Annotated in this window: 24 protein-coding genes; 10 read left to right on the top strand and 14 right to left on the bottom strand. The window is 65.7% G+C overall.

Annotated features, from left to right (window positions below; all coding sequences use genetic code 11):
• Positions 1–38: 38 nt before the first annotated feature.
• Complete coding sequence (locus L0V05_RS17475; protein ID WP_234872930.1) at positions 39–1,034, bottom strand: A/G-specific adenine glycosylase; 996 nt, start codon at positions 1,032–1,034, stop codon at positions 39–41.
• Positions 1,035–1,175: 141 nt separating this feature from the next.
• Here L0V05_RS17475 and L0V05_RS17470 point away from each other — a divergent pair, with 141 nt between their 5' ends.
• From L0V05_RS17470 to L0V05_RS17460, 3 genes are read left to right on the top strand one after another with little or no spacing between them, the layout of a single operon-like run.
• Positions 1,176–1,700, top strand: coding sequence for a DUF721 domain-containing protein (locus L0V05_RS17470; RefSeq protein ID WP_234872772.1), 525 nt, complete (start codon positions 1,176–1,178; stop codon positions 1,698–1,700).
• A gap of 14 nt (positions 1,701–1,714) precedes the next feature.
• Positions 1,715–2,356: a DsbA family protein gene (locus tag L0V05_RS17465; RefSeq protein ID WP_234872771.1), complete on the top strand. Its 642-nt coding sequence runs from the start codon at positions 1,715–1,717 to the stop codon at positions 2,354–2,356.
• 1 nt (position 2,357) lies between these two features.
• Positions 2,358–3,485: a CaiB/BaiF CoA transferase family protein gene (locus L0V05_RS17460; RefSeq protein ID WP_234872770.1), complete on the top strand. Its 1,128-nt coding sequence runs from the start codon at positions 2,358–2,360 to the stop codon at positions 3,483–3,485.
• Between the two features lie 15 nt (positions 3,486–3,500).
• Here the strand turns inward: L0V05_RS17460 and L0V05_RS17455 are convergent, their stop codons facing one another.
• From L0V05_RS17455 to L0V05_RS17435, 5 genes are all read right to left on the bottom strand, one after another.
• On the bottom strand, positions 3,501–4,325 hold the full coding sequence (locus L0V05_RS17455) for a GNAT family N-acetyltransferase (protein ID WP_234872769.1): 825 nt from the start codon (positions 4,323–4,325) through the stop codon (positions 3,501–3,503).
• 86 nt (positions 4,326–4,411) lie between these two features.
• The gene (gene lpxK / locus L0V05_RS17450; RefSeq protein ID WP_234872768.1) at positions 4,412–5,401 is read right to left on the bottom strand and encodes a tetraacyldisaccharide 4'-kinase; all 990 of its coding nucleotides are present in this window, start codon (positions 5,399–5,401) and stop codon (positions 4,412–4,414) included.
• Positions 5,398–6,591 (bottom strand): 3-deoxy-D-manno-octulosonic acid transferase, encoded by a 1,194-nt coding sequence (locus L0V05_RS17445; RefSeq protein WP_234872767.1) that lies wholly within the window; start codon positions 6,589–6,591, stop codon positions 5,398–5,400. The genes lpxK and L0V05_RS17445 overlap by 4 nt, the downstream gene beginning before the upstream one ends.
• 12 nt (positions 6,592–6,603) lie before the next feature.
• Positions 6,604–6,852, bottom strand: a complete 249-nt coding sequence (locus L0V05_RS17440; RefSeq protein ID WP_234872766.1) for a DUF4170 domain-containing protein — start codon at positions 6,850–6,852, stop codon at positions 6,604–6,606.
• Between the two features lie 96 nt (positions 6,853–6,948).
• A complete protein-coding gene (locus L0V05_RS17435; RefSeq protein WP_234872764.1) occupies positions 6,949–7,929 on the bottom strand; it encodes a quinone oxidoreductase family protein in 981 nt (326 codons plus the stop codon).
• 206 nt (positions 7,930–8,135) lie between these two features.
• On the opposite strand from L0V05_RS17435, the gene L0V05_RS17430 reads away from it, so the two are divergent.
• Positions 8,136–10,520 carry a DEAD/DEAH box helicase gene (locus L0V05_RS17430; protein ID WP_234872762.1) on the top strand — a complete coding sequence of 795 codons (2,385 nt, stop codon included), beginning with the start codon at positions 8,136–8,138 and terminating at the stop codon, positions 10,518–10,520.
• Positions 10,521–10,591: 71 nt separating this feature from the next.
• On the opposite strand, the gene L0V05_RS17425 is transcribed toward L0V05_RS17430, so the two are convergent.
• From L0V05_RS17425 to L0V05_RS17415, 3 genes are all read right to left on the bottom strand, one after another.
• Entirely contained in the window at positions 10,592–11,383 is a 792-nt protein-coding gene (locus tag L0V05_RS17425; RefSeq protein ID WP_234872760.1) for a 3'(2'),5'-bisphosphate nucleotidase CysQ, read from the bottom strand.
• Positions 11,370–12,713: a TldD/PmbA family protein gene (locus L0V05_RS17420; protein ID WP_234872758.1), complete on the bottom strand. Its 1,344-nt coding sequence runs from the start codon at positions 12,711–12,713 to the stop codon at positions 11,370–11,372. Before L0V05_RS17420 ends, L0V05_RS17425 begins: the two co-directional genes overlap by 14 nt.
• A 115-nt stretch (positions 12,714–12,828) precedes the next feature.
• Positions 12,829–14,355: a DUF2125 domain-containing protein gene (locus L0V05_RS17415; protein WP_234872756.1), complete on the bottom strand. Its 1,527-nt coding sequence runs from the start codon at positions 14,353–14,355 to the stop codon at positions 12,829–12,831.
• A 110-nt stretch (positions 14,356–14,465) separates the two neighbouring features.
• Here L0V05_RS17415 and L0V05_RS17410 point away from each other — a divergent pair, with 110 nt between their 5' ends.
• A complete protein-coding gene (locus tag L0V05_RS17410) occupies positions 14,466–15,209 on the top strand; it encodes an SDR family oxidoreductase (protein ID WP_234872754.1) in 744 nt (247 codons plus the stop codon).
• A 16-nt stretch (positions 15,210–15,225) separates the two neighbouring features.
• A complete protein-coding gene (locus tag L0V05_RS17405) occupies positions 15,226–15,840 on the top strand; it encodes an enoyl-CoA hydratase/isomerase family protein (RefSeq protein ID WP_234872752.1) in 615 nt (204 codons plus the stop codon).
• A 5-nt stretch (positions 15,841–15,845) separates the two neighbouring features.
• On the opposite strand, the gene L0V05_RS17400 is transcribed toward L0V05_RS17405, so the two are convergent.
• Positions 15,846–16,142: an HNH endonuclease gene (locus tag L0V05_RS17400; RefSeq protein WP_234872750.1), complete on the bottom strand. Its 297-nt coding sequence runs from the start codon at positions 16,140–16,142 to the stop codon at positions 15,846–15,848.
• Between the two features lie 59 nt (positions 16,143–16,201).
• On the opposite strand from L0V05_RS17400, the gene L0V05_RS17395 reads away from it, so the two are divergent.
• Complete coding sequence (locus L0V05_RS17395) at positions 16,202–17,371, top strand: TIGR03862 family flavoprotein (protein WP_234872748.1); 1,170 nt, start codon at positions 16,202–16,204, stop codon at positions 17,369–17,371.
• A 72-nt stretch (positions 17,372–17,443) separates the two neighbouring features.
• A complete protein-coding gene (locus tag L0V05_RS17390; RefSeq protein WP_234872746.1) occupies positions 17,444–17,617 on the top strand; it encodes a hypothetical protein in 174 nt (57 codons plus the stop codon).
• A 5-nt stretch (positions 17,618–17,622) separates the two neighbouring features.
• Here L0V05_RS17390 and holA read toward each other — a convergent pair whose 3' ends face one another.
• From holA to L0V05_RS17370, 4 genes are all read right to left on the bottom strand, one after another.
• Positions 17,623–18,645 (bottom strand): DNA polymerase III subunit delta, encoded by a 1,023-nt coding sequence (gene holA / locus L0V05_RS17385; protein ID WP_234872744.1) that lies wholly within the window; start codon positions 18,643–18,645, stop codon positions 17,623–17,625.
• Positions 18,642–19,166 (bottom strand): LPS assembly lipoprotein LptE, encoded by a 525-nt coding sequence (gene lptE, locus L0V05_RS17380; protein WP_234872742.1) that lies wholly within the window; start codon positions 19,164–19,166, stop codon positions 18,642–18,644. Before lptE ends, holA begins: the two co-directional genes overlap by 4 nt.
• Positions 19,153–21,687: a leucine--tRNA ligase gene (leuS, locus tag L0V05_RS17375; protein WP_234872740.1), complete on the bottom strand. Its 2,535-nt coding sequence runs from the start codon at positions 21,685–21,687 to the stop codon at positions 19,153–19,155. Before leuS ends, lptE begins: the two co-directional genes overlap by 14 nt.
• 88 nt (positions 21,688–21,775) lie before the next feature.
• Positions 21,776–22,282, bottom strand: coding sequence for a DUF3576 domain-containing protein (locus L0V05_RS17370; protein WP_234872738.1), 507 nt, complete (start codon positions 22,280–22,282; stop codon positions 21,776–21,778).
• A gap of 277 nt (positions 22,283–22,559) precedes the next feature.
• Here L0V05_RS17370 and L0V05_RS17365 point away from each other — a divergent pair, with 277 nt between their 5' ends.
• Together L0V05_RS17365 and L0V05_RS17360 are read left to right on the top strand one after the other, a co-directional pair.
• Positions 22,560–23,624: a porin gene (locus tag L0V05_RS17365; RefSeq protein WP_234872737.1), complete on the top strand. Its 1,065-nt coding sequence runs from the start codon at positions 22,560–22,562 to the stop codon at positions 23,622–23,624.
• A gap of 94 nt (positions 23,625–23,718) precedes the next feature.
• Positions 23,719–24,372: a YggS family pyridoxal phosphate-dependent enzyme gene (locus tag L0V05_RS17360; protein WP_234872735.1), complete on the top strand. Its 654-nt coding sequence runs from the start codon at positions 23,719–23,721 to the stop codon at positions 24,370–24,372.

The raw sequence follows: 24,372 nt of genomic DNA, 5'->3' as shown, positions 1-24,372 counted from the left end.
ACGATCCTCCCGGCTCCACGATAGGGGCGCGGCGCGCGTCACTCAACGCGGTCGAATGCACCGGACGCAGCGTCATAAGCCTTCCTCATGACCGTTGGCAGGTCGGCGGGCCGGAACTGTTCGCGCGGAATAAAGGCCCCGCGATCTGTCCGCTGCCCAAGAGGGACGTCGGCGACCATCAGGTCCAGTTCCAGATGAAAGTGGGTGAAGGTGTGGCGAACCACTGCGCCTGCCTCGCGCCATTCGGCCTGAACCGGCGCATCGCCGCCGGCGCCATCCCATCCATTCCCGGGCCAGCCGAGCATCCCGCCCAGAAGGCCGCGCTCGGGCCGCGTCTCAAGCAGCATGGCGCCGTCGATGCGCCGTGCGATCCAGACAACCCCTTTGCGGATCGGTTTGGCCGCCTTGGGTGCCTTGCGCGGCAGGTCCGCCTGCACTCCTGCGGCACGAGCGTCGCAATGCTGCATCCATGGACAAATGCCACAGGCCGGGCTGCGGGGCGTGCAGATCGTCGCTCCCAGGTCCATGACCGCCTGCGCATAGTCCCCGGGGCGCGCTTCCGGAGTGAGCGACGCCGCAAGCCGTACCAGGTCGGGCTTGGCAGCAGGCATCGGAGTCTCGACCCGGAAAAGACGTGCCATGACCCGCTCGACATTGCCGTCGACGACCGTCTCCGCTCGGTCGAAGGCGATGGCGGCGATGGCTGCCGCCGTGTAGGGGCCGATGCCAGGCAGGGCGAGCAAGCCTTCGCGAGTTTCGGGGAACCTACCACCCTGCCGTGCCAGCTCGCGCGCGCAAGCCAGAAGGTTTCGGGCGCGGGCATAGTAGCCGAGCCCCGCCCACTCGGCCATTACATCGGCGTCAGCGGCGGCTGCCAGATCCGTGACCGTTGGCCAGCGCGAGATGAAGCGGCGGAAATAGTCGCGAACTGCCGCGACTGTCGTCTGCTGCAGCATGACTTCGGACAGCCAGACATGATAGGTATCGGGGAGCGCGCCTGACTTGCGCTCGGCTGGTCCCACCCGCCAGGGCATTACCCGTGCGTGGCTGTCATACCAGTCGAGCAGCAGCCCGGCCAAACCCACGTCACGCAATCTTTATGTCCCCGTCCGGTCCATTCCGCTGGCATGTGCCGCCCGCCTGCCTAGAATAGCCTGAGGAGCCGCGAAGACCAGATGAGCCAGCCGCCTGCCGAGCCGAAACAGCCGACCCGCCGGATGCGCGGGTTCGAACCGGCATCCGGGCTGGTCGCTGACCGCATCCGAGCGGCCGGCGAGAAACGCGGCTTTGCTGTCGCCCGCTTGCTGACCGCATGGCCAGAGATCGCCGGCCCGGAACTTGCCGCCGTTACCCGCCCCGTAAAGATCGGCTACGGACGTGAGGGTATGGGCGCGACACTGACCCTGCTGACCACCTCGGCGCAGGCGCCCATCGTCCAGATGCAGTTGCCGCGGCTGAAGGAGCGGGTGAATGCCTGCTATGGCTACAACGCGATTGCCCGGATCAGCCTGACCCAGACCGCAGCCACCGGCTTTGCCGAAGGTCAGGCGCAGTTCACACCGGCGCCCAAGCCCGAACGCCCTCACGATCCCGCCGTGGTCGCCCGGGCAGCGGCCGAGACTGCCGACATCCATGACGATGGGTTGCGTGCCGCCCTTGACAGGCTCGCGCAGAACGTCCTTTCAAGACAGAAAAGCTGAACAAGGGGCCCAAGATGGACCGCAGAACCTTCCTGACGATGATCGCGCTGACCGGCGCTGGCGCTGCCATTCTGCAATCGGGCGGCACCGCCCTGTTGGCGCCCTCTGCCGCCTATGCCGAGGATGCGCCTGCGATCAAGGACATGGTTCTTGGTGACGCCAACGCGCCGGTCACCATCGTGGAGTACGGTTCCTTCACCTGCCCGCACTGCAAGGATTTCCACGATGAATCCTTCAAGCCGCTCAAGGCCGATTACATCGACACCGGCAAGGTGAAGTTCATCTTCCGCGAAGTCTATTTCGACCGCTACGGGCTGTGGGCCTCGATGATGGCACGCTGTGGTGGCGAGACGCGCTACTTCGGTATCAACTCGATGCTCTACGACCAGCAGCGGGAATGGGCAGCGTCGGACGACCCGACGGTGGTCGTTGAGAACATCAAGAAGATCGGCCGTACCGCTGGCATGGACGATGCCTCGATCCAGGCTTGCATGGAAGATGCCGCGACGGCGGAGGCGCTCGTCACCTGGTCGCAAGAACAGATGAAGGCCGACAATATCCAGGGCACGCCCACCTTCATGATCAACGGCCAGCAATACTCGAACATGAGCTATGCAGACCTGAAAGCCATCCTCGACGAAAAGCTCGGCGGCTGAGATGACGGCACCTCTCGAGGGCATCCGCGTCATCGAACTGGCGCGGATTCTCGCTGGCCCATGGGCCGGACAGACGCTTGCCGATCTTGGAGCGGATGTCATCAAGGTTGAGGCCCCTGAAGGCGACGATACCCGCCGCTGGGGCCCGCCCTTCATTGACCGCGAGGGCGACCGGTCCGCGGCCTATTTCCATGCGACAAATCGGGGCAAGCGCTCGATCACGGTCGATTTCCGGACGCCTGAAGGGCAGGAAACGGTTCGCCGGCTGATCGCCGATGCCGATGTCGTCATCGAGAACTTCAAGCTTGGGGGCCTGAAGAAATACGGGCTCGACTGGGACAGCCTGCGCAAGGTGAACCCCCGGCTGGTCTATTGCTCGATCACCGGATTCGGCCAGACTGGGCCCTACGCCCACAGGGCAGGCTACGACTTCATCATCCAGGGCATGGCCGGGCTGATGAGCGTGACCGGAGAGAAGGACGGCCAGCCGCAGAAGGTGGGCGTCGCCGTGACTGACGTGTTCACCGGGATCTATGCGGCAACGGCGATCCTGGCCGCCCTGATCCAGCGTGGACGGACGGGCGAAGGCCAGCAGATCGACATGGCGCTGATGGATGTGGCTACGGCTACGATGGCGAACCAGGCGCTGAACTACCTCGCGACCGGCAAGGCCCCGCGCAAGATGGGAAACGCCCATCCGAACCTCGCGCCCTATGCGGTGTTCGACTGCGCCGACGGCTGGATCATCCTCGCTACTGGAAACGACGCCCAGTATCGCCGCCTTTGCTCGATCCTCGGGCTGGCCGACATGGCCGAGGCATCGGATTTCCTGACCAATGCCGACCGGGTGACCAACCGCGAGGCGATGACGGACCGGATTACCGCCGCGACCCGAACATGGGCAAAGGCCGATCTCCTGGCCGCCTGCGAGGCCGAAGGTGTGCCGGCAGGGCCGATCAACTCGCTTGATGAGGTCTTTGCCGATCCTCAGGTCGTTGCCCGAGGCATGAAGCTTGATTTCGACGGGGTGCCGGGGGTCCGCTCGCCCTTCACCTTCTCGGGTGCCGAACTGAAGCTTGACCGGCCCGCGCCGAAACTCGGCGAGCATCAGGACGAGGTTCTGGGCTAGTTCGGTCCGCAGCTGTCAGCCGAGTTCCATCGTCGCGATCGCCTGCAGGGCCGGCCCCGTCTTGGGTGTTGGGCCTCGCACCATGCGGGCCGTCGTGAAGCTATTGACGAAGCCCTCTGCCATCAAGCGCCTGCGCAGGTCCTCGTTCGTTTCGGGCAGGTCGATGATTGCTTGTGTCTCTCCCATCCCGTGCAGCGCAGCGCGGGCGAGCACCAGCGCAGTCTCTGAATCGGGTGCGATGATGGGTCCGATCTTGCAGCCGTTGCGGCAACGGCGTGCGGTGGCGAAACCGGCGATCACGCCGTCCGACAGCACATAGGTCTGGCGGGTCTCGGCGCGCGCAAGCCATGCCCGCAGGAAGGCCGGACGGTCGTAGCCATTGGCAACCCGGTCAAGCTCGAAGAGGCGGGGCAGATCCTCGTCTCGCCTGATCCGCACGGCAGCGTCGCCTTTGGCGGCAAGCTCACCTTCCCACCTTTGCGTTGCGCCGATCAGGGCAAAGCCGGATTTCGCATAATTCGCCTGCTGCGCGGCAACACCGTCCAGCCCGATGCTGCGCGGTCCCGCATGCCGAATAGCGTGAGTCCAAAGGGCAAAGCCGATGCCCTGTCCCCGCCATTCGGGGCGGCAGATGTAGAGCCCCAGAAAGGCATTGGCCGGGTCATGATTGACGACCGAGATCGCTGCAACCGGCGCGCCGTTCACTTCCGCAACGAAGAAGCCTTGAGGATCGCTATCATAGAAGGCCCCCGCATCTTCCAGGCCAGGATTCCAGCCTTCCTCTGCAGCCCAGGACAGGATCAGGTCCATCTCGTGTCGCGTTGCCGTCCGGAACGTCATTGGTCACCTTGATCGCTGTGTGGTCAGACAGTCGATTGACGCCCGAGCCGGGCGTGGAGCGTCACATTCGCACCGCGCATTCCCGCTCACAGCCCCATCCGCTCGAATGCCTCATCGAGGGGCAACCAATCGTCCAGACGCAAACGGACCGGCAAGGTCAGGACCTTCGACCGGAAGCCGGCCGGCAGGCGCACGGCATCCTTTTCGGTGGTAACCAGTTGCGCGCCGATGGCCTTGGCCTCGATCTCGAGCCGGGTCATCAGAGCCTCACCAAGCGGCTGGTGATCGTCTAGCGCCTCGGCACGCACCACCTCGGCCCCTTCGGCGCGCAGCGTCGCAAAGAACTTTTCCGGGTGGCCTATCCCGGCAAAGGCCAGCACCCGCTCGCCTTTCCAGTCCATGCCCATCTGCAGCGGATCGAGCCGCCCCGTCAGATGTGGCTGCCGAAGACGGCTGCCCCAAAGGCTTCGGAAGCCTGCCTGCGCCGCTTCGCCCCCGATCGACAAAACCGCATCGGCCCGCAGCAGCCCCGCCTCGACCGGCTCGCGCAGAGGTCCCGCCGGAAGGCACAGGCCGTTGCCGAAGCCTATGACAGCATCGACAACGATCAGAGAGAAGGACTTCACCACCGACGGGTTCTGGAACCCGTCATCAAGCAGGACCACGCTCGCTCCGTTCGCTTCGGCCTGCTTCACCCCGGCTGCGCGATCCTGCGAAACGAAGGTTGGGGCGAAGGCGGCAAGCAGCAGCGGCTCGTCGCCGACATCGGCGGCACCGTGGCGCAGCGGATCAACCTGGACCGGGCCGGCCAGGCGGCCGCCATGGCCGCGCGAGACAATGGCCACCCTGGCGCCGCGGGCCATCAGCCGATCGACCAGAGCGATGGCAGTCGGTGTCTTGCCCGTGCCGCCTGCATTCAGGTTTCCGACGCAGATCACGGGGATGCCGGCGCGGTATCCCGGCTCTGCAATCCGCCGCGCCGTCGCCGCCGCGTAGAGCCGGCCAAGTGGCGCAAGCAAGCGTGCCATCGCAGTCGGCTGATCCGGCGCGGTGAACCAGAAACTCGGCGCCCTCATGCCCGTTTCTCCAACGTTTCGCGCAGCATCATGAGGACGCGATCGGTCACTTCGGCACCTGCAGACGCCACCCCCCAGGCGGCTTGGGCAAGCCGCGCCGCGCGATCGGGGGAAAGCAGGTCCGTCAGGCCCTCGGCCAGATCCGATGGCGAGTTCACCAGCCGTGTTGCCCGGGCCGCTGACAGGCGGGCATGCGCGCCGGTCCAGTTGCCTGCTCGCGGACCATGCAGGATGGCAGAGCCGAGCGCCGCGGGTTCCATGGGATCACGCTGCGTTCCGGCTCCGTAAAGGCTGCCGCCCAGATAGGTGATAGGGGCAAGGCGATACCACAGGCCCATTTCGGCGGTCGAGGCAACGAATACCTCGGTCTCGTTGTCGGGCTCTTCGTCGGCATTGCGCAGGGCGACCGTCCATCCCTCGTTCTTGCGCAAGGACTCCGCGAGCTCTTCGGCACGTTCTGCGCGATCGGGAACCACGATCAGGAGGAGCCTGTGCGACATGCGCAGAGCTGCACGGTGTGCGGTCACGACGGCAGCTTCCTCGGCTTCGGGCAGCGACGCAGCCAACCAGACAGGTCGCGTCTCGAACTGGCGGACCAGCGCGGCCCGCTCGGCCTCGAGGCAGGGAAGCACGCTCGATCCCTCTTCCATCCGCCCATCGGCGCGCAGCCGGCTGCTCTCGGCGCCCAGCCTTTCGAAGCTCCGAGCGGCCGCGTCATCGACGGCCACGATGCGGTCGACATGCGCCAGAGTCGATCGGGCGAGGCCCGGCCACCAGCCCGGGGCCGAGTCCGGCAAATAGGGCTGGCGAGCGTCAACCATGATCACCGGAACCTTGCGCCGCGCCGCCTCGGCCAGAAGAACCGGACGCAACTCGCCATCCGCAAGTACGGCGACATCCGGACGCCAGTGATCGAAGAAGGCCCGCACGGCGGCGGGCATCTCGGGTGGGGGCCGGACGTTCGGCACGCCCGACTGCAGGCCGGTTTCCTCCGGAGAGGTCAGGACGGCCTGATAGCCGTCCTCGTCCCGCAGCCGACGGCCAAGCTCCAGCAGCCCGCGATAGGATCCGGGTCCGGGCGCGTGCAGCCAGACAAGCTGCCCCGCGGGACGGGCGGGCCAGACAGGCAGAGGCTCGTTCCGGCGGCGAGCCGCCAGGGAATAGAGCGACAGAACGAGCGACTGCTGCATCTGCTCTCGGTATCAGTCCCCGAAAGTCTCGGTCGAGGAACCCGGCTTTTCTTCATCGCGCAGCCGGTGCAGGTGGGCAATGAAATAGCGCATATGCGCGTTGTCGACGGTCCGCTGCGCTTCGGCCTTCCAGGCCGAGAAGGCGCTGGCGTAGTCGGGATACATGCCCACGATGTGGATCTTGGAGACATCCTTGAAGACAGTTTTTGTCGGATCGACAAGCTCGCCGCCAAAGACGAGGTGAAGACGTTGCATGGGCATGGGGCGCGCTCTCCTTTGCCGCGGAAGGACGGACGCAACCTAATGATTGCGCCCCCGGGGTCAAGTTCGCCGCGCCGCAGAAATGCTTACCGGCCGTCACATCGTGAGGATCGTCGAACCGGTTGTCTTGCGCGCCTCGAGCGCGCGATGGGCGTCGGCCACCTGTTCCAGAGGGAAGCGCTGGTCGATGCTGATCTTCACGGCACCTGAACTGACCTTGCCGAACAGGTCGGCGGCCATTTCCTGACAGACAGCGGGATCGGCGGTATGGGTGAAGATGGTCGGACGGGTAATCTTCAAGGATCCTTTCGCGGCCAGCGTCAGGATATCGAAAGGCGGAACCTTGCCGCTGGCGCTTCCGAACGAGATCATCATGCCGAACGGTCGCAGACAGTTCAAAGACCCCTCGAAGGTCGATGCGCCGACCGAGTCCATGACGACATCCACCCCCTTGCCACCTGTCAGGTCTTTTGCGCGGGCGGTGAAATCCTCGGTCGAGTAGTTGATGCAATGTGTCGCGCCGTTTTCTATCGCGAGACGGCATTTCTCGTCGCTGCCCGCAGTGCCGATCAGGGTGATTCCCTCGCTTCTGGCCCATTGGCAGGCAATCAGGCCGACACCACCCGCGGCAGCATGGAACAGGACGGTGTCCCCCCGCGCGATCGGCACAGTCCGCCGGAACAGGTATTGCACCGTCAGTCCCTTGAGCATCATCCCTGCGGCTTCGTCGAAGGTGATCGCATCGGGCAGGCGGCACACCTGGCCCGCGGGCATCGTCCGCGCCTCAGCATAGGCGCCGGGTGGCTGAGCGGCATAGGCGACGCGATCCCCGACCTTGAGATGGGGCACGCCCTCACCTACGGCCGTGACCGTGCCCGCGCCCTCCATTCCAAGCGCGGCAGGCAGGGGCAGGGCATACAGACCCGTCCGCTGATAGACGTCGATGAAGTTGAGCCCCGCCGCTGCCTGCCGGATTGTGATCTGCCCCGGCCCGGGGGCGGGAACATCGCGAAGGGCGATCTTCAGCTGCTCGGGGCCGCCAGGGGCCTCGATGATGACAGTGCGGGCCTGGGGCATGGGGCTCTCCTTTTGTTGTCGGCGAATGATGGCAGGGCGGGCGGCGGGCGCAAGGGGCGGTCGGGCCTATACAAGCGTCCCGCTTTCGGATACGGGGGCGGCTTGGCTCCGACTTCCGGGGCGGCGGGCGAGGAGGCCCGGCCGTGAAGGGGAATGGCGCCAGGCGTCGGGTGCAGGAATTGCACCCCCTTTCTAGGCAAGGATACATGATGAACGATCGGATCGCCCGGCCGCTGGCCGAGGCTCTTTCCGCCAAGGGCTATGAAACCCTGACAGCCGTGCAAGAGGCCGTGCTGACCCCCGAAGCCGAGGGACGCGACCTGCTGGTCTCGGCCCAGACCGGATCGGGCAAGACGGTGGCCTTCGGGCTGTCGATCGCGCCGGACGTGCTGCAGGGTTCGGACCTTCTGCTCTTCGCTGACCGTCCGGTGGCGCTGGTGATCGCGCCGACGCGCGAACTGGCCCAGCAGGTCGCCCGCGAATTCGGCTGGCTCTACGAACCGGCCGAGGCGCGGATCGCCACTTGTGTCGGCGGGATGGACTATCGCACCGAACGCCGCGCGCTGAGCGCGGGCGCCCATATCGTCGTCGGCACGCCGGGTCGCCTGCGCGACCATATCGAGCGCGGCTCGCTTGACCTCACGGGGGTCCGCGCCGTCGTGCTGGACGAGGCCGACGAGATGCTGGATCTGGGCTTTGCCGAGGATCTGGAATTCATCCTCTCTGCTGCGCCCGCCGAGCGCCGTACGCTGATGTTCTCGGCCACCGTGCCGGCGGATATCGAAAAGCTGGCGCAGACCTTCCAGACCGATGCGCTGCGGCTCCAGACGCAGGGTGAGGCGCGGCAGCATGCCGATATCGAGTATCGCGCGCTGAACGTTGCCTCGCGCGACCGCGACCACGCGATCTTCAACGTCCTGCGCTATTACGAGGCCGAGCGGGCGATCATCTTCTGCAAGACCCGCGTGGCCGTGAACCACTTGCTGGCGCGCCTTGGCAACCGGGGCTTCAACGTGGTGGCGCTGTCGGGCGAGCTGAGCCAGCAAGAGCGGATGCACGCGCTTCAGGCGCTGCGCGATGGCCGGGCGCGGGTGTGCATCGCCACAGACGTCGCCGCGCGCGGCATTGACCTGCCGGGGCTGGAGCTGGTGATCCACGCCGATCTGCCGGCGAACTCCGAGACGCTGCTGCACCGTTCGGGCCGGACGGGCCGGGCCGGGTCCAAGGGCGTGTCGGTGCTGATCGTTCCGCCGGCCGAGTTCCGCAAGGCCCACCGTCTGCTACAGGGCGCGAAGGTCGTGGCGGAATGGGCGAAGGCCCCCTCGGCCGAGGAAGTGGCCGAGCGCGATGCGGTTCGCCTGATGGAGGACGCCGCGCTGACCGAGGCGCCGTCGGACGAAGACGCCGCGCTGGCTGCCGAATTGGTGGCGCGTCATGGTGCCGATCGCGTTGCTGCGGCTTTCCTGAAGCTCTGGCGTATCGGGCGCGCCGCGCCGGAAGAGCTTTCGGATACGACGACGCCTGCTGCGCCTGCCGCCCCCCGGCCCAAGACCGATTTCGGTCCCGCCGTATGGTTCACCCTGTCGGTCGGCCATACCGGCCGGGCAGAGGCGCGCTGGCTTCTGCCGAAGATCTGCGATGCTGGCGGGATCACCCGCACAAGCATCGGTGCGATCCGGGTTCAGCAGGACGAGACCTTCGTGCAGATCTCGGCCCCTGTTGCCGCGCAGTTCGCCGCTTCGACGGAACTTGAACCGGGCCTGACCCTGCGCCGCATGGAAGGCGAGCCCGACCTGAACGCCCCGCCGCGCGGTCGTCCGCGCGAGGAAAGGACCGAGCGCAAGCCCTATGCTCCCCGCCCGCCGCGGCCGGAAGGTGAGGACAGCCGTCCGCCGCGCGACGAAAGTGCCCGCGAGGACCGCCCGCGCAAACCCTATCCCAAGCGCGATGAGAGCGAGCGCAAGCCTTACACCAAGCGCGAGGACAGCGAGCGTAAACCCTACGTCAAACGCGAGGATGCCGAGCGCAAGCCTTACGCGAAGCGTGAGGATACCGAGCGCAAGCCCTATCCGAAACGCGACGGCGAAACCCGCGCTCCTTACGCGGCGCGTCCCGATGGTGACCGCAAGCCGCGCGGCGAGGCGGCAGAAGCCCCCCGCAAGCCTTATGTGAAGCGCGATGAGGGTAACGGTCGTCCCGCGCCCAAGGGCGCCTATGGCGATCGGAAGCCCTATGCCAAGCGGGACGACGCCCCGTCGAAGCCTTGGGCAAAGCCGGATCGCGCCACGCCGAAACCCTATGCCCGCAAGGACGCAGCCCCCGCCGCGGAAGGGGATGAGCCCCGCAAACCGCGCTGGAAGACCAAGGCCGATGCGGGTCCGGATGCGCGGCCGCAGCGTGCCGGAGCAGGCGATGGCAACGGCAAGCCGCCGTTCAAGTCCGCCGGGTTCAAGTCGCATGGCGGCAAGCCCGGACAGTCGCGCTCGGCTGGAATGAAGAGCCACGGCAAGCCCGACACGCCACGCCGCCCGCCTGCGGATGCATCGGACACCAGCAAGCGGTTCGTGCCACCGAAGAGGCCGAAGGGCTGAGCATCCGACGAAAGAAGAAGGCCCCTAGGGAAACCCGGGGCCTTCGGTGTTTCAGGCTTCCGCGTCGTTGCTCAGACTGGCCCGGCCTTGACGCCCAGCTTGTCGAGCAGAGCGCCATGAACTGCGGGCGCGGCGGCCACCACTCCGGGCAGTTGTGGATGACGCGCGTTGAAGCTCAGCCTCGCGCCCGCCCGGTCGCTGACGACGGCACCGGCGCGTTCGGCGATCAGGGTCCCTGCGGCCACGTCCCATTCCCAGGTGTCGCGCAGGGTCAGCATTGCGTCATAGCGCCCCTCGGCCACAAGGCAGAGCCGGTAGGCCAGCGACGTGCGAAAGGCCCGCTGCACGTCTGGAACGCCCCCGGGCCAATGCTCGGGCGCGAGACCTGCGCGGCTGGCCAGGACCGTTGCCCCTGATAACGCCTCGCGCCGACTGGCAAGAATAGGTTCGCCGTCCCGCAGGGCAGGTCCGTGGTCACAGGCCGTGTAAAGCCGGTCGAGCGCCGGCAGGTAGACGACTGCCGCCGTCACCTTGCCGCGATAGGCGACCGCGAGCGAATGGGCAAAGGCTTCCTCGCCTGCGATGAAGGCGCGGGTGCCGTCGATCGGGTCGATGACAAACAGATGGTCTGCATCGGTTCTTGCGACACTGTCCTCGGTTTCCTCCGAGAGCCAGCCATAGTCAGGCCGCGCGGCACGCAGGGTCTTGGCCAGCATGTCGTTGACGGCAAGATCGGCCTCAGTGACCGGATCGTTGCCGCCGCCCTTGTCCCAGACCTGCGGCGTCTTCTTCCAGAAACGCAGGGCGATCTCGCCCGCCTTGAGCGCCGCCTCGGTCAGAAGTGCAAGGTCACGCTCCGGCAAGGGTCAGTCCCTCGACGAGCAGGCTCGGCACGCGGGTCGACAGATGCGCGCGGGCATCATTGGCCGGCGTGATCCGCAGCAGCATGTCGCGCAGGTTGCCAGCGACTGTCACCTCGTTCACCGGGTAGGCGATCTGGCCGTTCTCGACCCAGAAACCCGAGGCCCCGCGCGAGTAGTCCCCCGTCGTCGGGTTGATCGAAGAGCCGATCATCGAGGTAACCAGCAGTCCCGTCCCCATCGCCGCAATCAGGTCGTCGCGGCTCGCGCTGCCCTGCGTGAGGTCGATGTTGCCGGTTCCGGGGGAGGGAGGCGCGGTGGTGCCGCGGCTGGCACTGGCTGTGCTCGGCATCCCCAGCTTCCGCCCAGTGGCAAGGTCAAGCGTCCAGCCGGTCAGCACCCCGTCATCGACGATCGCGCGGCGGCGGGTCGGGAGGCCTTCCGCGTCGAAGGGGCGCGAGGCGCCGATGCGTGGTCGGTAGGGGTCCTCGATCACGGACAGGCCCTTGGGCAGCACCTGCTGGCCCAGGAGGTCGCGCGCCCAGGACGCACCACGCGCGATTGCGCTGCCATTCACTGCGCCGAGCAAATGCCCAATCAGCGAAGAGGCAACGCGCTCGTCATATAGGACCGGATAGGCGCCCGTCGCGGGCTTGCGCGCACCCAACCGCTCAAGCGCCCGCTCGCCGGCAAGACGGCCGATCTCTTCAGGCGCCGGCAGATCGCCGAGGAAGGTTCGGCCTTCGGCAGCCCAGTCGCGCTCCATCCCCGTGCCCTCGCCGACAAAGGCCACGGCCGAAACGCTGTGCGACGATCGGGCATAGCCGCCCGAGAAGCCGTTAGTCATCGCAAGATGCATCCGGCGCATCGAGTATCCCGCAGCCGCCTCGACCTGCGTGATCGCGCCAGCGGAAAGAGCGGCCGCTTCGGCGCGCCGCGCCTGCTCCTCAAGTGCGGCTGCACCCGGTTCCGCTGCCTCTTCCGCCAGTTCCAGCGCGTCCAGATCCCAACTCCGGGCAATCTCGCCTGGGTCGGCAAGCCCGATATAGGGATCCTCCGGGGCTTCCATGGCCATGGCGACGGCACGGGCGGCAACCTCGGTGATCGTGCTGTCGGACGTGTCAGAGACCGAGACACAGGCCTGGCGACGCCCGACCAGAACCCGCAGCCCCAGATCCACGCCTTCCGACCGCTCGGCCTGTTCCAGCTTGCCCTGACGCAGATGGATCGCCAGAGACGTGCCTTCGACCGCAAGCGCGTCGGCGGCATCCGCCCCGGCCTTACGTGCGGCGGCCAGCATGGCTTCGGTCAGGTCTTGCAGCGATCGCGACATCTGGCTCTCCTTCGGTTCCGGCTGAGGTAGTCTGCCTGTGGTCGGCCTGCAAGCACCCCAGCAAAAGGGGCGCCCCCGGTCCGAAGGCGCCCCGATCACATTCCTGCGCTCGGCTTTACTGCAGGCGCTGGCCGTTGGCGTAGAAGCCCTTGTCCTTGAACTCCAGCGTCGAGACGAGGTCGTCGGGACCGCCGCCTTCTGCGGGCTTGGCGAACAGGCCCAGCATCATCCTCGCGCCCATCGCCTGATCCTCGGGGACGAAGCCAAGCTGTATCAGCTTGTCGATCAGCCCGTTGAGACCCGAAAGCTTGAGGTCAATCGTGCCGGTAGGGGCGGGCATGCCCTGGAAGGTCGTCAGATCGGTGTTGTCAAAGGTCAGCGCGCCCTTGCCTGAGATGGCGGCCCCGGCGAGTTTCACGACGAGGTTGTTGAGGTTGAAGCTCTGCATCTCGACCGGGTTTTCCGCTGGTGGAGGTTGGTCTGCAGCAGCTTCGCTAAGGATGTCGGTCAACCAGCGTCCGGTCCCGGTCGTGTCGACCTCTACCGTTGCCGGGTCGCGGGGCAGGACCTTGTTCGGATCGAACATGTTCCAGGCATCGTCCGAAATCGTCAGGTTCTTCAACGCGATCAGGAACTTGAAGTCGCCGGGCGTGTCGGATTTCGTTGGCGGCATGAGCAGATCAAGCGCGCCTTCCGAGTAGCCGATGGCAAGCTCCGGGAAAGGCATGTCCGAGCTCGACAACTTCATGGCCACGTCCTTCACCGTGCCGCCATAGCCGAGCGCGGTAGAGTTCAGCGTGTAATGGATGTCACCCCCGCCGATCGTGGCCGAACCCTTCCCGTTCGAGGTCGCATCCGCGAACTCGAAGTCGTAGCTGCCTACGCCATAGGCGAACTGGCCGTTGGTGTTGAACCCGTCCTTCAGGGCCGCATTCAGGTCGGCCATGGCCTCGGGCGCCAGGAAGACGCCGTCGCTCTTGCCGCTGAGGTTCGAGATCTTGCCCTTCAGCACGAACTTGTTCTTGGCTTCCGTGTCATTCGCGTCAATGTCGATCGAGGCGTCACCGGCGGTGAAGTTTGTGGTGGCGCCCTTCTTCTCGCCTGAGGTCACGACATAAGTCCCGGCAAGCGTGGAAACGTCCGCCTGAGCCTTCACGTCCTTCTCAACGTCATCGACCAGAAGCTTCTCCAGCGTCACCTTCACGCTTGGCGCCGAGAAGGTATAGGTCGTCTCCTCGGGTGTTCCCGAGGCGATCACCTTGAGTTCCGGCTGGCGGATCAGCACATCGCCGGCAACCTTGCCCTTGTCGTCGGCGGCGTTGAAGGACAGCGGATATTCGGGCGACATCGTCACTTCGACAGTGCCATCGCCCAGTTCCCGGAAGTTCACGGTCTCGATCTTGCCTGTGAAGCTGCCGCCTTCGAAGGTCGACGACATCTGCAGGCCAGAGATCACCAGTGTATCCCCTTGGCGGGCCTCGGATGTCGCGGTCAGGGTCTGGCCGTAGCTGCTGCTGGCATCACGCCAGTTCTGCCAGACCTGCTCTGCTGTCACTTGAGCTTGCGCGGCGGTCGAGACGAGCAATGCAGCAAGCACCCCGCCGACGCGGATGGTGGACTGGAACATAATCACGCCTTCCATGAAAGAAATCAGGTTTGGCCGGCATAGTCCCCGCAGGTCCGAGCCGGGTCAAGGCTTTCCGATCAAACGCGCCTTGCGCTAGGAGGGGGAAATCCAGCGGGAGAGTCGGCATGAAGGACAAAGTCGTCGTCATCACGGGCGCAAGCCGCGGCATAGGAGCTGCCGCCGCACGGGTGTTTGCTGATGCCGGCGCAAAGGTTGCGCTGGTCGCGCGGAGCAACACGGCCATAACCGATCTGGCGGCAGAGATCGGGCCGGCGGCGCTGGCCTTGCCCTGCGATATTGCCGAATGGTCCCAGGTCGAGGCCGCCACGGCCAGGGTGATGGATTGGGCCGGGCAGATCGATGTGCTCATCAACAATGCCGGAGTGATCGAGCCGATCGCGCGGCTGGCCGAGGCAGATCCGGAAGCGGTTGCGCGGTCCTACCGGATCAATCTTCTTGGCGTTTTCCACGGTATGCGGGCGGTGCTGCCGGTCATGCGCCGGCAGGGCAGTGGTACGATCCTGACCGTATCGTCGGGAGCTGCGCATAATCCCTACGAAGGGTGGGGGGCCTATTGCAGCGGCAAGGCTGGCGCCGCGATGCTGACGCGTGCGGCGCATCTGGAGGAGGCACCGGCTGGCATCCGGGTCATGGGGCTTTCGCCAGGAACTGTCGCAACCGAAATGCAGGTCATCATCAAGGCAAGTGGCGTCAATCCGGTGAGCCAGCTCGACCCGTCGGTCCATATCCCCGCCGAATGGCCGGCGCGGACCCTGCTGTGGATGTGCGGGTCAGAGGCCGACCCTTGGCTGGGCAAGGAAATCTCGCTTCGCGACGAAGCCATCCGCCGCGCCGTCGGACTGATTTGAGAAGGAAAGACAGACGATGATTCTTCGTGATCTGACGGACGGCCTCTGCACGCTGAGGCTCAACCGGCCGGACAAGGCAAATGCTCTGACCGGCGCCATGCTCGACAGTCTCGATGCCGAGATCGTCCGGGCGGAAGCAGAGGGAGCGAAAGCGCTGATCCTGACCGGTGAGGGCAAGGTGTTTTCCGCCGGTGCCGACCTTGATGCCGCGAAGGACGGGCTGGCGACCGATCCGGTCTGGGAACGGCTTTCCTCGCGTATCGCCGGCTTCGCAGGCCTGACCATCTGCGCGATGAACGGGACGGCGGCTGGAGGGGCGCTTGGCATGGTATTGGCCTGTGACCTGCGCTTGTCGGTTCCGGGGGCGACTGTCTTCTACCCGGTCATGCGGCTGGGCTACCTGCCGCAACCGTCGGACCCCGGTCGCCTCATGGCACTGGTGGGACCTGCGCGCGCCAAAATGATCCTCATGGCGGGCCAGAAGATCCCGGTCGAAGAGGCGCGGGACTGGGGGCTGATCGACAGGATCGTCCCGCCCGAGCGGCTGATGGACGAGGCGCTGATGCTGGCCGCCGGTCCGCTCGCCGCGAGCGCCAGCCATGTGGTGGCCATCAAGCGAATGATCGGCTGATGAGCCTATCTGTGCCGCCGTCCTCCTGCGCTGCGGGCATGGAAACCGGCTGGGCGGCGGGCCACCCAGGCGATGAACCGTGCAATGCGGGGATGGGCACGAAGAGCCTCGATGGTATTGAAGCGGCGGGCGAGCTCTGTCTCGGTCAGCGTGGCGTGGATTTCGGAATGGCAGATCTGATGCAGAAGAACGGTCGGTCCCTGCGTTCCGCCACGCAAGCGGGGGATCAGATGGTGCAGGCTTTGCGGCGCATCAGGCGGAATAGGGCGATCGCAGAGCGGGCAGACTGGCAAGTCGGTCACATGGGCCTCCGGCAGAACCCAGTTTGGCGCAGAGCGTTCGGCAGGCAAGGGGCGTCATGATGACCGAGACGCTGGATGCCCTGGTGATCGGCGCCGGACCGGCCGGGTTGATGGCCGCCGAGGCACTGGCAAGCGCCGGTCGCAGCGTGGTGCTTGCCGAGGCCAAGCCCACACCGGCCCGCAAATTCCTGATGGCGGGCAAGTCGGGGTTGAACCTGACCAAGGTCGAACCGCGCGACCCTTTCCTCGGCGCCTATGCCGAGGCGGCAGGCTGGCTGCGCCCCATGCTGGACGCCTTTGGACCTGCCGAGGTGCAGGACTGGGCGCGTTCGCTCGGGCAGGAGGTTTTCACCGGCTCGACCGGGCGGGTTTTCCCTGTGGTTATGAAAGCCTCGCCGCTGCTGCGAAGCTGGCTCGGGCAGCTGGACGGACTGGGCGTGGACCTGCGGACGCGCTGGCGCTGGACGGGCTTCGACGGGGATGCCCTGACCTTTGCCACGCCCGACGGCGCGCGGAGCATCGCGCCGCAGGTAACGGTGCTGGCGCTTGGTGGTGCCAGTTGGGCACGCCTGGGCTCTGACGGCATCTGGGTGCCCTGGCTGCGGGACAAGGGTGTGGGTCTTGCTGGTTGGCAACCCGCCAATGTCGGATTCAGGGTTGTTTGGTCGTCGCAAATGGCGCGCTTCTTCGGCCAGCCGGTGAAGGGTGCGGCGCTTATGGCAGGCGGATTGCGCCAGCGCGGCGAGTTCGTGATCTCTGCCAAGGGGATCGAAGGCGGCGGTCTTTATCCCCTGTCGCGCGCCCTGCGCGAAGGAGCGGCGCTCTGGGTCGACCTTCTTCCCGATCTCGACTCGGCGGCCTTGCGCGAGCGGCTGAACCGGCAGCGCAAGGGTGAAACCTTGCCCAACCGCCTGCGGAAGCTTGGTCTTTCCCCTGTAGCGGTTGCGCTGGCGATGGAATTCGGCCGCCCGCTTGGGGGGGATCCCGCGGACTGGCTGAAATCTCTGCCCCTCCACCTTGATGGCCCTCGGCCGCTGGACGAGGCGATCTCGGTTGCCGGAGGGATCACGGCCGCAAGCCTGACGCCCGAACTTGAACTGCGGTCTCTGCCCGGGGTCTTTGTGGCTGGCGAGATGCTGGACTGGGAGGCGCCGACGGGGGGCTACCTCCTTACCGCCTGCCTTGCCACCGGGCTGTGGGCAGGCCGTGCGGCAGCGCGCCACGGGTGACCCCTGTCCAGTGTCCTTGGCGCCGGCGAGTTACGGGTGCAGAGTGGTGGTATCAACGGCAGGGAGTCCCCGATGATACCCAGACCCGACCCCGATGCGCCGCCCCCGCCGGATCCCAACGATCTGCCCGATCCGTTGCCGCCCGAAGAGCCCGCCGATCTGCCGGACGAGGGCGAGCCTTGGCCCGACGAAAGCGAGCCCTGGCCGGACGAGGTCCCCTCGGACCTGCCGGGAGAGCTTGGCTGATCCGCCTAGCGGCGGACCAGCATGGCAATTCGGATGAGCGCCCGTTCCAGCAAGGCCAGGGCGGGGGCGCGGCTGGATGAGCGGAGCGTCAGATCCGTTTCGACCAGCATCGACAGTGCCTCTTCTGTCCGGTGCAATCCAAGCGTCTGAGCCTGGCGCAGCATCAGGTCCCGGCGCGGGCCAAAGACCGGCGGACGCGCCCGGGCCAGCCCGCTCGCTGGCCCGCCGGGATCAGCGGCTGCGGCCTGAAGCGTCCGGAAATGCCGCGTGGCCGCGATGCAGATCGCTACGGCATTGACGCCTTGCCCGTCCAGCCGGCGCATGATCGCCCCGATCTGGTCGGCCCGGCCCGAAGCGGCGGCATTGACGATGTCATCGACATCGGCCTCGACCGTGGTTGGGGCGCAGAGGGCGATCTCCGCCCCGGACAGCGGCGCGGGATCGCCCCGCTTGTAAAGCGCGATCTTCTCGACCGTCTGACGGAAATCGCCGGGATCGAGCGCCTGAGCCAGTGCCATCAGATCGGCCATCGCGGCCCGGTCTGTGACCGCAAGGCCCGACTGGGCGATGATCGTCTCGACCTCTTCGCGGCTGGGCGGATCGTCGTAGAGCCCTAGCGCATGTGTCGCCGCGCCTGCCTCGAACAGCTTGCGCAGCGCCGATTTGGCGGCAAGCGATCCCGCGGTCACGACCACCAGAGCATCGCCGGATCGCCAGTCATCGAGCGCGGTTTCGATCAGCGGGGCAAGACCGTCGCCCGCATCCTCGACGAAGGCCACCCGCGGACCGGGGAAGAAACCCTGCGCCTTGATCGCATCGGCCAGAAGCGCCGGGTCCCGCCGCAAGTCGGCGGCGGCGATCCGGGCAAGACGCATCTCCGCTTCGCCTTCCGGGCCGATGATGGCGGCAATGACCTCTTGGCGCTTCAGCGCGACACGCATGGCATCGGCCCCAAAGATCAGCAGACCCTTCCGTGCCGGGTCCGGCCGCGCATAGGTCCGCAGGACCTCGGCCGCGGTGATCTTCATGGCTGGGCGGCCGTCGGGGCTGCGAAGGATGAGGCAGCAGCGGTCAGATGGGCAACAACCTGATCGGCGAGGATGATCATCAGCCGCTCGTTCGCGTCCTGCTCTGCCGACTGCGCCGCAATCGTCGCCTGGGTGGCCGCCGAGGCCGTAAAGCTGTTGGCTCGGCCGGTGAACAGCGTCGCGCCGGTCTTCAGGTCGATCAGCGAGTAATTGACCTCGCCGACGATGTTATAGCGCAGGATCGAGCCTTCGGTGGTTACCGCGAGTTCGATCTTTCGGGTCGAGATGCGATAGGACAACCGGTAGCGCGGGCTGGTCGCTGGCCCCAGCCGCGCTTCGATCTGGCCTATGAAGCTGTAGGCCAGGCGATTTGGCGGATTGTCGGGCACCACCGAGTTGCGCAACGAGTTTGCCGCAGCCCCCGGTGCATAGGCAGGTGTGAAACCGCATGCCGTCACCGGAAGCGCTGCCGCGAGGGCGCCCAGACGGATCAGAAGGCTGCGGCGATCACACGACGACATTGACGATCCGGCCCGGCACGACGATGAGCTTCTTCGGCGCGACGCCGCCGAGATGCTTCACCACATCCTCGTCTGCCAGCACCAGCTTTTCAACCTCAGCCGCTGGCATGTCCTTGGGCACGGTGATTTCGCTGCGGCGCTTGCCGTTGATCTGGATCGGCAGCGTCACCGAATCCTCGACCAGGAGGGACGGATCGGCCTTCGGCCAGGGCGCGCGGACGACAAGACCCTCGCCGCCCAGCATTGCCCAGACGTCCTCGGCCAGGTGCGGGACCATCGGCGACATCAGCTGCGCCATGACCTTCATCGCGCGGCGCTTGGCCTCTGCCCCGGCCTGCGATTTCGCCAGCGTGTTGGTGAATTCGTAAAGCTTGGCGACCGCCTTGTTGAAGGCGAAGCCCTCGATCCCGGCGGTCACGTCAGCGATGGCTCTGGCGGTTGCACGGTCAAGCGCACCGTCCTCGGCCGAGGCGGGCGCCTGCGATTGCGCGATTTCATCCGCCAGACGCCAGACGCGCGAGAGGTGCTTGTAGGCGGCCTCGGCCCCCGCGGCAGTCCATTCCACGTCGCGCTCGGGCGGGCTGTCGGACAGGATGAACCAGCGGGCGGTATCGGCGCCGAAGTTGGTGACGATGTTCACCGGGTCGACGACGTTCTTCTTCGACTTCGACATCTTGGCCGACGGGATGATCTCGACCGCCTCGCCTGACGCCTTCACGGCGCCGTTCTCGACATCTTCGGGCAGGTGATAGACCGGACGGCCCGCCGCATCGCGGGTCATGTAGATCTCGTGCGTCACCATGCCTTGGGTGAAGAGCGCGTTGAACGGCTCGATCGCCTTGGCGGGCAGATGGCCGGTCTTGTGCATCGCCCGCGCAAAGAAGCGGGAATAGAGCAGGTGCAGGATCGCGTGCTCGATGCCGCCGATATACTGGTCGACATTCATCCAGTAGTCGGCTTCCGCCGGAACCGTGGGCGTCGTGGCGTGTGGCGCGGTGAAGCGGGCGTAGTACCACGACGAATCCACGAAGGTGTCCATCGTGTCCGTCTCGCGCCGCGCGGGCTTGCCGCAGGACGGGCAGGGCACATCGCGCCAGGTGGGGTGGCGGTCGAGCGGGTTGCCCGGCTTGTCGAAGGTCACATCGTCGGGCAGGCGGACCGGCAGGTTTTCCTTGCGCTCGGGCACCACGCCGCAATCGGCGCAATGCACCACCGGGATCGGGCAGCCCCAGTAGCGCTGGCGGCTCAGGCCCCAGTCGCGCAGCCGGTAATTAGTGACGCCCCGGCCAACATCCTTCGATTCGCAATGCTCGATCGCGGCGGCGACTGCCTCGTCACCGGTCTGGATCTCCGTGCCCGCCAGCAGGCGCACGTAGCGCACACGTTCGGACTTCATCGGCACGAAGGGCAGGTCGGTCTCGCCCTCTTCGGCGACAAAGACCGGCGGGATCGGAAGGGCGTATTTCGTGGCGAATTCAAAGTCGCGCTGGTCATGTGCCGGGCAGCCAAAGATCGCGCCCGTGCCGTAGTCCATCAGGATGAAGTTAGCGATGTAGACCGGCAGTTCCCAGTCGGGGTCGAAGGGATGGCGGACGCGGATACCCGTATCCATGCCCTTCTTCTCGGCCTTCTCCAGCGCCTCTTCCGAGGTGCCGACGCGGCGGCACTCGGCGACGAATTCGGCGATCTTCGGATCGTGACGCTCAAGGTGCTTGGCGAGCGGGTGATCGGGGCTGATCGCGGCGAAGGAGGCGCCAAGCAGGGTGTCGGGGCGGGTGGTATACACCTCCAGACGGTCGAAGCCTTCGGGTGCGCCGACTGTCGAGAAGGCGAATTGCAGCCCTCGCGACTTGCCGATCCAGTTGGCTTGCATCAGCCGCACCTTCTCGGGCCAGTCCTTCAGCCCGTCCAGCGCCTCGAGGAGTTCGCCGGCATAATCCGAGATGCGGAAGAACCACTGCGTCAGCTCGCGCCGCTCGACCACCGCACCCGACCGCCAGCCCCGCCCGTCGATCACCTGCTCGTTGGCGAGCACAGTCATGTCGATCGGGTCCCAGTTCACCACGGCATTCTTGCGGTAGACGAGCCCCGCTTCGAGCATGTCGATGAACATCGCCTGCTGCTGGCCGTAATACTCCGGGTCACAGGTGGCGAACTCGCGGCTCCAGTCGATCGACAGGCCGAGCGGCTTCATCTGCGCGCGCATGTCGGCGATGTTGCCGTAGGTCCAATCCTTGGGATGGCCGCCACGCTCGATCGCGGCGTTCTCGGCGGGCATGCCGAACGCATCCCAGCCCATCGGGTGCAACACGCTGAATCCGCAGGACGATTTGTAGCGCGCGATCACATCGCCCATCGTGTAGTTGCGCACGTGGCCCATATGGATGCGCCCCGATGGGTAGGGGAACATCTCGAGCACATAGTACTTGGGCCGGTCGTCGTGCCGAGCCGTGAACACGCCCCCGGCATCCCAGGCGGCCTGCCATCTGGCTTCGGTGCTGGCGGGGTCGTAGCGCGACATGGACAGGCCTCATTTCCTTGCGGTGCCGCGCGGGATTACACCGACAGAAGGGCAGAGGTCCAGAGCGGGGCGGCAGCCGCCCGCAAGTTCAGAGCTTGGAGTCCTGAATGCGCAGTTGGCGGGCGCGCGTCATGATCGCATCTTCGACGGCGCGCTGCGTTTCGACCGGCACCGCGCCGCCACCCCTGGATTCGATCGCGACCTTGATGGACCGGGCATCAAGCGCAGGGTCCTGAACATAGACGGTCGCGCGATAGGAGCGGCCGCCGCCGGGCGGTGTGCCATAGCCCATGACGATCACGCCGGAAAAGGGATCCACGGTTTCGACAGGCAGGAAGTTCAGCACATCAAGAGCGGCGAACCAGAGGTACTTGTTCACCTCGACGGTTGTGTTGGGGTCTGCGCTGTTGCGGAAGAGATCCCAGATCGAGGTCTCGGTGCTTTGGTTCGGGTTTGGATTCGCCCCGCGCTTCGAGTTTGACTGAAGTGCAGGATTGTCACTTGTGCTCTGGGCGTAAACGTCTGTCGCCCCGATTGCGCCGACCAGGATCAGTGCGCCGATCGCCGTCGCGCGTTTCATGCCCAGGATAGCCATTTGGCCGCGCCTCCGAAACAATTTGCTGCTGTCTAACTTAGGCTGACTCGCAGGACAAGGCATTTCCCCGTGAGCCTTCAGGGCACGAAACCCGGGCCAAGGCAGAGCTGGCGAGGGGTGTCGAAATCGACTGTGGCAAAGCTGCACCATCGGTTTCCCAGATATCGACAGGGTGTGCAGTGTGCATTGCATTGCGGCTCCTAACGTTCGAAATAGGGCCATACCCAATTCGGATTTCCCTGAGTTGGGCGCCTTTCTTACAACGAGGGAAAACGAAATGAAGAAGGTACTCTTCGCCTCGACGATCCTGGCGAGCCTGGGTTCCGTCGCACACGCCGAAAGCGGCGTGACGATCGATGGCTACGGCCGTTTCGGTGTGGTCTACTCGGAAGGCCGCGATGCGTCTGGGCTCTATCAGCTCTCGCCGGCAGCGATTGCAGCCGGTGCGACGATCCCGAACGCTAACGGCAACACCGAAGCCTATTACAGCCAGAACCAGTCGACCTTCACGACCCGTCTGCGTATCAACCTGAACGCCAAGGTTGAAACCGACGCCGGCGTGACCTTCGGCGGCCTGCTGCGCCTGCAGTACGACGATGGCACCTCGGGCAACCTGGACATCCAGACCGCTGCCAGCTCGGACAACAACGTTACCGGCCAGATCAGCCCGGCGCTGCTGTACGGTGAGTACATGGGCTTCCGCGTCGAAGTCGGCAACGTCAACACCGCGCTCGACTCGGCTCCGCTGTTCTACGACTCGGAACTCGGCCTGCTCGACAGCTCGTTCGGTGACTCGCGCTCGTCGTTCTTCGCGTTCTCGTCCGGCCCGTACAACATCGGCCGGAACGGCCTGTCGGCCTTCTACTCGGTCGGCGGCTTCAGCGGCGGCGTGTCGTATGTCGACCCGAACCAGATCTACACCTTCGACGGTAAAGCCGAGGAATACTCGATCTTCGCCGCCTACAACGCTGGTGGGTTCACCGTTTCGGGCGCTGCGACCATGAACGGCGCGGGCATCAAAGAAAACGACATCTACTTCATCGGTGCCGCTTATGCGATCAACGACGTTGCCAATGTCGGCCTGAACTACATCGACGAAGGCGTCGACGGTATTGGCGGTGACTCGCTTGGCCAGACCATCGTTCTCTACGGAAACTACACCGTGGATGCGATGACCTTCAAAGGCTACCTGTCGAACAACAGCGCCGACAGCAACGACAACGACATGGCTGGCGGTATCGGCATGGACTACGATCTTGGTGGCGCTGTCCTCAAGACCGGCATCCAGTACGGCTATGACGAAAACGTCTACTTCGACGCCGGTGTGAAGTTCAACTTCTGATCTGACGATCAGGTTGACGGAAAGAACGGGCCTAGCGCCCGTTCTTTTCATTTCGGGGGTTGCTTATGTTGCGCCCACAGCCAGATGAAGACTCATGTCCTATTCCGAGATTCTTGCGCGGATCGCAGCGGCAGTTAAGGCCGCGGGCCGCACGGACGGCAGCGTAAAGCTGATTGCCGTGTCGAAGGTTCAGCCGCTCGACAGGGTCCGAGCCGTGCTTGAGGCGGGGCATCGCCTGTTCGGCGAGAACTATGTGCAGGAGGCGGCCGGCAAATGGCCCGACCTGCGCGCCGAGTTCGGCCCAGTCGCCGTCCACATGATCGGCCCCTTGCAGACCAACAAGGCCAAGCTTGCTGTCGAGCTTTTCGACGCCATCCACACGGTCGATCGCCCGTCGCTGGCCGAGAAACTCGCGCGACTGGCACAAGACCGCGGGGTCTGTCCCGAACTGTTCATCCAGGTCAACACCGGTCGCGAGCCGCAGAAAGCAGGGATTCTCCCCGAGGACACGGACGACTTCATCGCCAGTTGCCGCACACTCGACCTGCCCATCTCGGGCCTGATGTGCATACCACCTGAAGGAGAGGATACGGCTCCTCATTTCGCAAGCCTGGCCGAGATGGCGCAGCGTAACGGGCTTGCGGGCCTGTCGATGGGAATGAGTGCGGATTTCGAGGCTGCGATCGCGGCTGGGGCCACTCATATTCGCGTCGGCAGCGCCATCTTCGGCGCCAGAACCTACGCCTGA

Source organism: Alitabrizicola rongguiensis, assembly GCF_021491355.1.
GTDB classification, from domain to species: Bacteria; Pseudomonadota; Alphaproteobacteria; order Rhodobacterales; family Rhodobacteraceae; genus Aliitabrizicola; species Aliitabrizicola rongguiensis.
The sequence above is the reverse complement of the archived record's forward strand: the minus strand, read 5'-3'. Positions and strand labels throughout refer to the sequence as shown.

Bases quoted from the DNA above. Each gene is read 5' to 3' on its own strand.
- L0V05_RS17410 (WP_234872754.1), top strand. From the start codon at position 14,466: ATGAAGGACAAAGTCGTCGTCATCACGGGCGCAAGCCGCGGCATAGGA.
- L0V05_RS17465 (WP_234872771.1), top strand. From the start codon at position 1,715: ATGGACCGCAGAACCTTCCTGACGATGATCGCGCTGACCGGCGCTGGC.
- lpxK (WP_234872768.1), bottom strand. From the start codon at position 5,401: ATGAGGGCGCCGAGTTTCTGGTTCACCGCGCCGGATCAGCCGACTGCG.
- L0V05_RS17430 (WP_234872762.1), top strand. From the start codon at position 8,136: ATGATGAACGATCGGATCGCCCGGCCGCTGGCCGAGGCTCTTTCCGCC.
- L0V05_RS17440 (WP_234872766.1), bottom strand. From the start codon at position 6,852: ATGCCCATGCAACGTCTTCACCTCGTCTTTGGCGGCGAGCTTGTCGAT.
- L0V05_RS17455 (WP_234872769.1), bottom strand. From the start codon at position 4,325: ATGACGTTCCGGACGGCAACGCGACACGAGATGGACCTGATCCTGTCC.
- L0V05_RS17420 (WP_234872758.1), bottom strand. From the start codon at position 12,713: ATGTCGCGATCGCTGCAAGACCTGACCGAAGCCATGCTGGCCGCCGCA.
- L0V05_RS17370 (WP_234872738.1), bottom strand. From the start codon at position 22,282: ATGGCTATCCTGGGCATGAAACGCGCGACGGCGATCGGCGCACTGATC.
- lptE (WP_234872742.1), bottom strand. From the start codon at position 19,166: ATGTCGTCGTGTGATCGCCGCAGCCTTCTGATCCGTCTGGGCGCCCTC.
- L0V05_RS17435 (WP_234872764.1), bottom strand. From the start codon at position 7,929: ATGCCCCAGGCCCGCACTGTCATCATCGAGGCCCCTGGCGGCCCCGAG.
- L0V05_RS17445 (WP_234872767.1), bottom strand. From the start codon at position 6,591: ATGCAGCAGTCGCTCGTTCTGTCGCTCTATTCCCTGGCGGCTCGCCGC.
- leuS (WP_234872740.1), bottom strand. From the start codon at position 21,687: ATGTCGCGCTACGACCCCGCCAGCACCGAAGCCAGATGGCAGGCCGCC.
- L0V05_RS17475 (WP_234872930.1), bottom strand. From the start codon at position 1,034: ATGCCCTGGCGGGTGGGACCAGCCGAGCGCAAGTCAGGCGCGCTCCCC.
- L0V05_RS17395 (WP_234872748.1), top strand. From the start codon at position 16,202: ATGACCGAGACGCTGGATGCCCTGGTGATCGGCGCCGGACCGGCCGGG.
- L0V05_RS17405 (WP_234872752.1), top strand. From the start codon at position 15,226: ATGATTCTTCGTGATCTGACGGACGGCCTCTGCACGCTGAGGCTCAAC.
- L0V05_RS17390 (WP_234872746.1), top strand. From the start codon at position 17,444: ATGATACCCAGACCCGACCCCGATGCGCCGCCCCCGCCGGATCCCAAC.
- L0V05_RS17460 (WP_234872770.1), top strand. From the start codon at position 2,358: ATGACGGCACCTCTCGAGGGCATCCGCGTCATCGAACTGGCGCGGATT.
- L0V05_RS17365 (WP_234872737.1), top strand. From the start codon at position 22,560: ATGAAGAAGGTACTCTTCGCCTCGACGATCCTGGCGAGCCTGGGTTCC.
- holA (WP_234872744.1), bottom strand. From the start codon at position 18,645: ATGAAGATCACCGCGGCCGAGGTCCTGCGGACCTATGCGCGGCCGGAC.
- L0V05_RS17415 (WP_234872756.1), bottom strand. From the start codon at position 14,355: ATGGAAGGCGTGATTATGTTCCAGTCCACCATCCGCGTCGGCGGGGTG.
- L0V05_RS17470 (WP_234872772.1), top strand. From the start codon at position 1,176: ATGAGCCAGCCGCCTGCCGAGCCGAAACAGCCGACCCGCCGGATGCGC.
- L0V05_RS17360 (WP_234872735.1), top strand. From the start codon at position 23,719: ATGTCCTATTCCGAGATTCTTGCGCGGATCGCAGCGGCAGTTAAGGCC.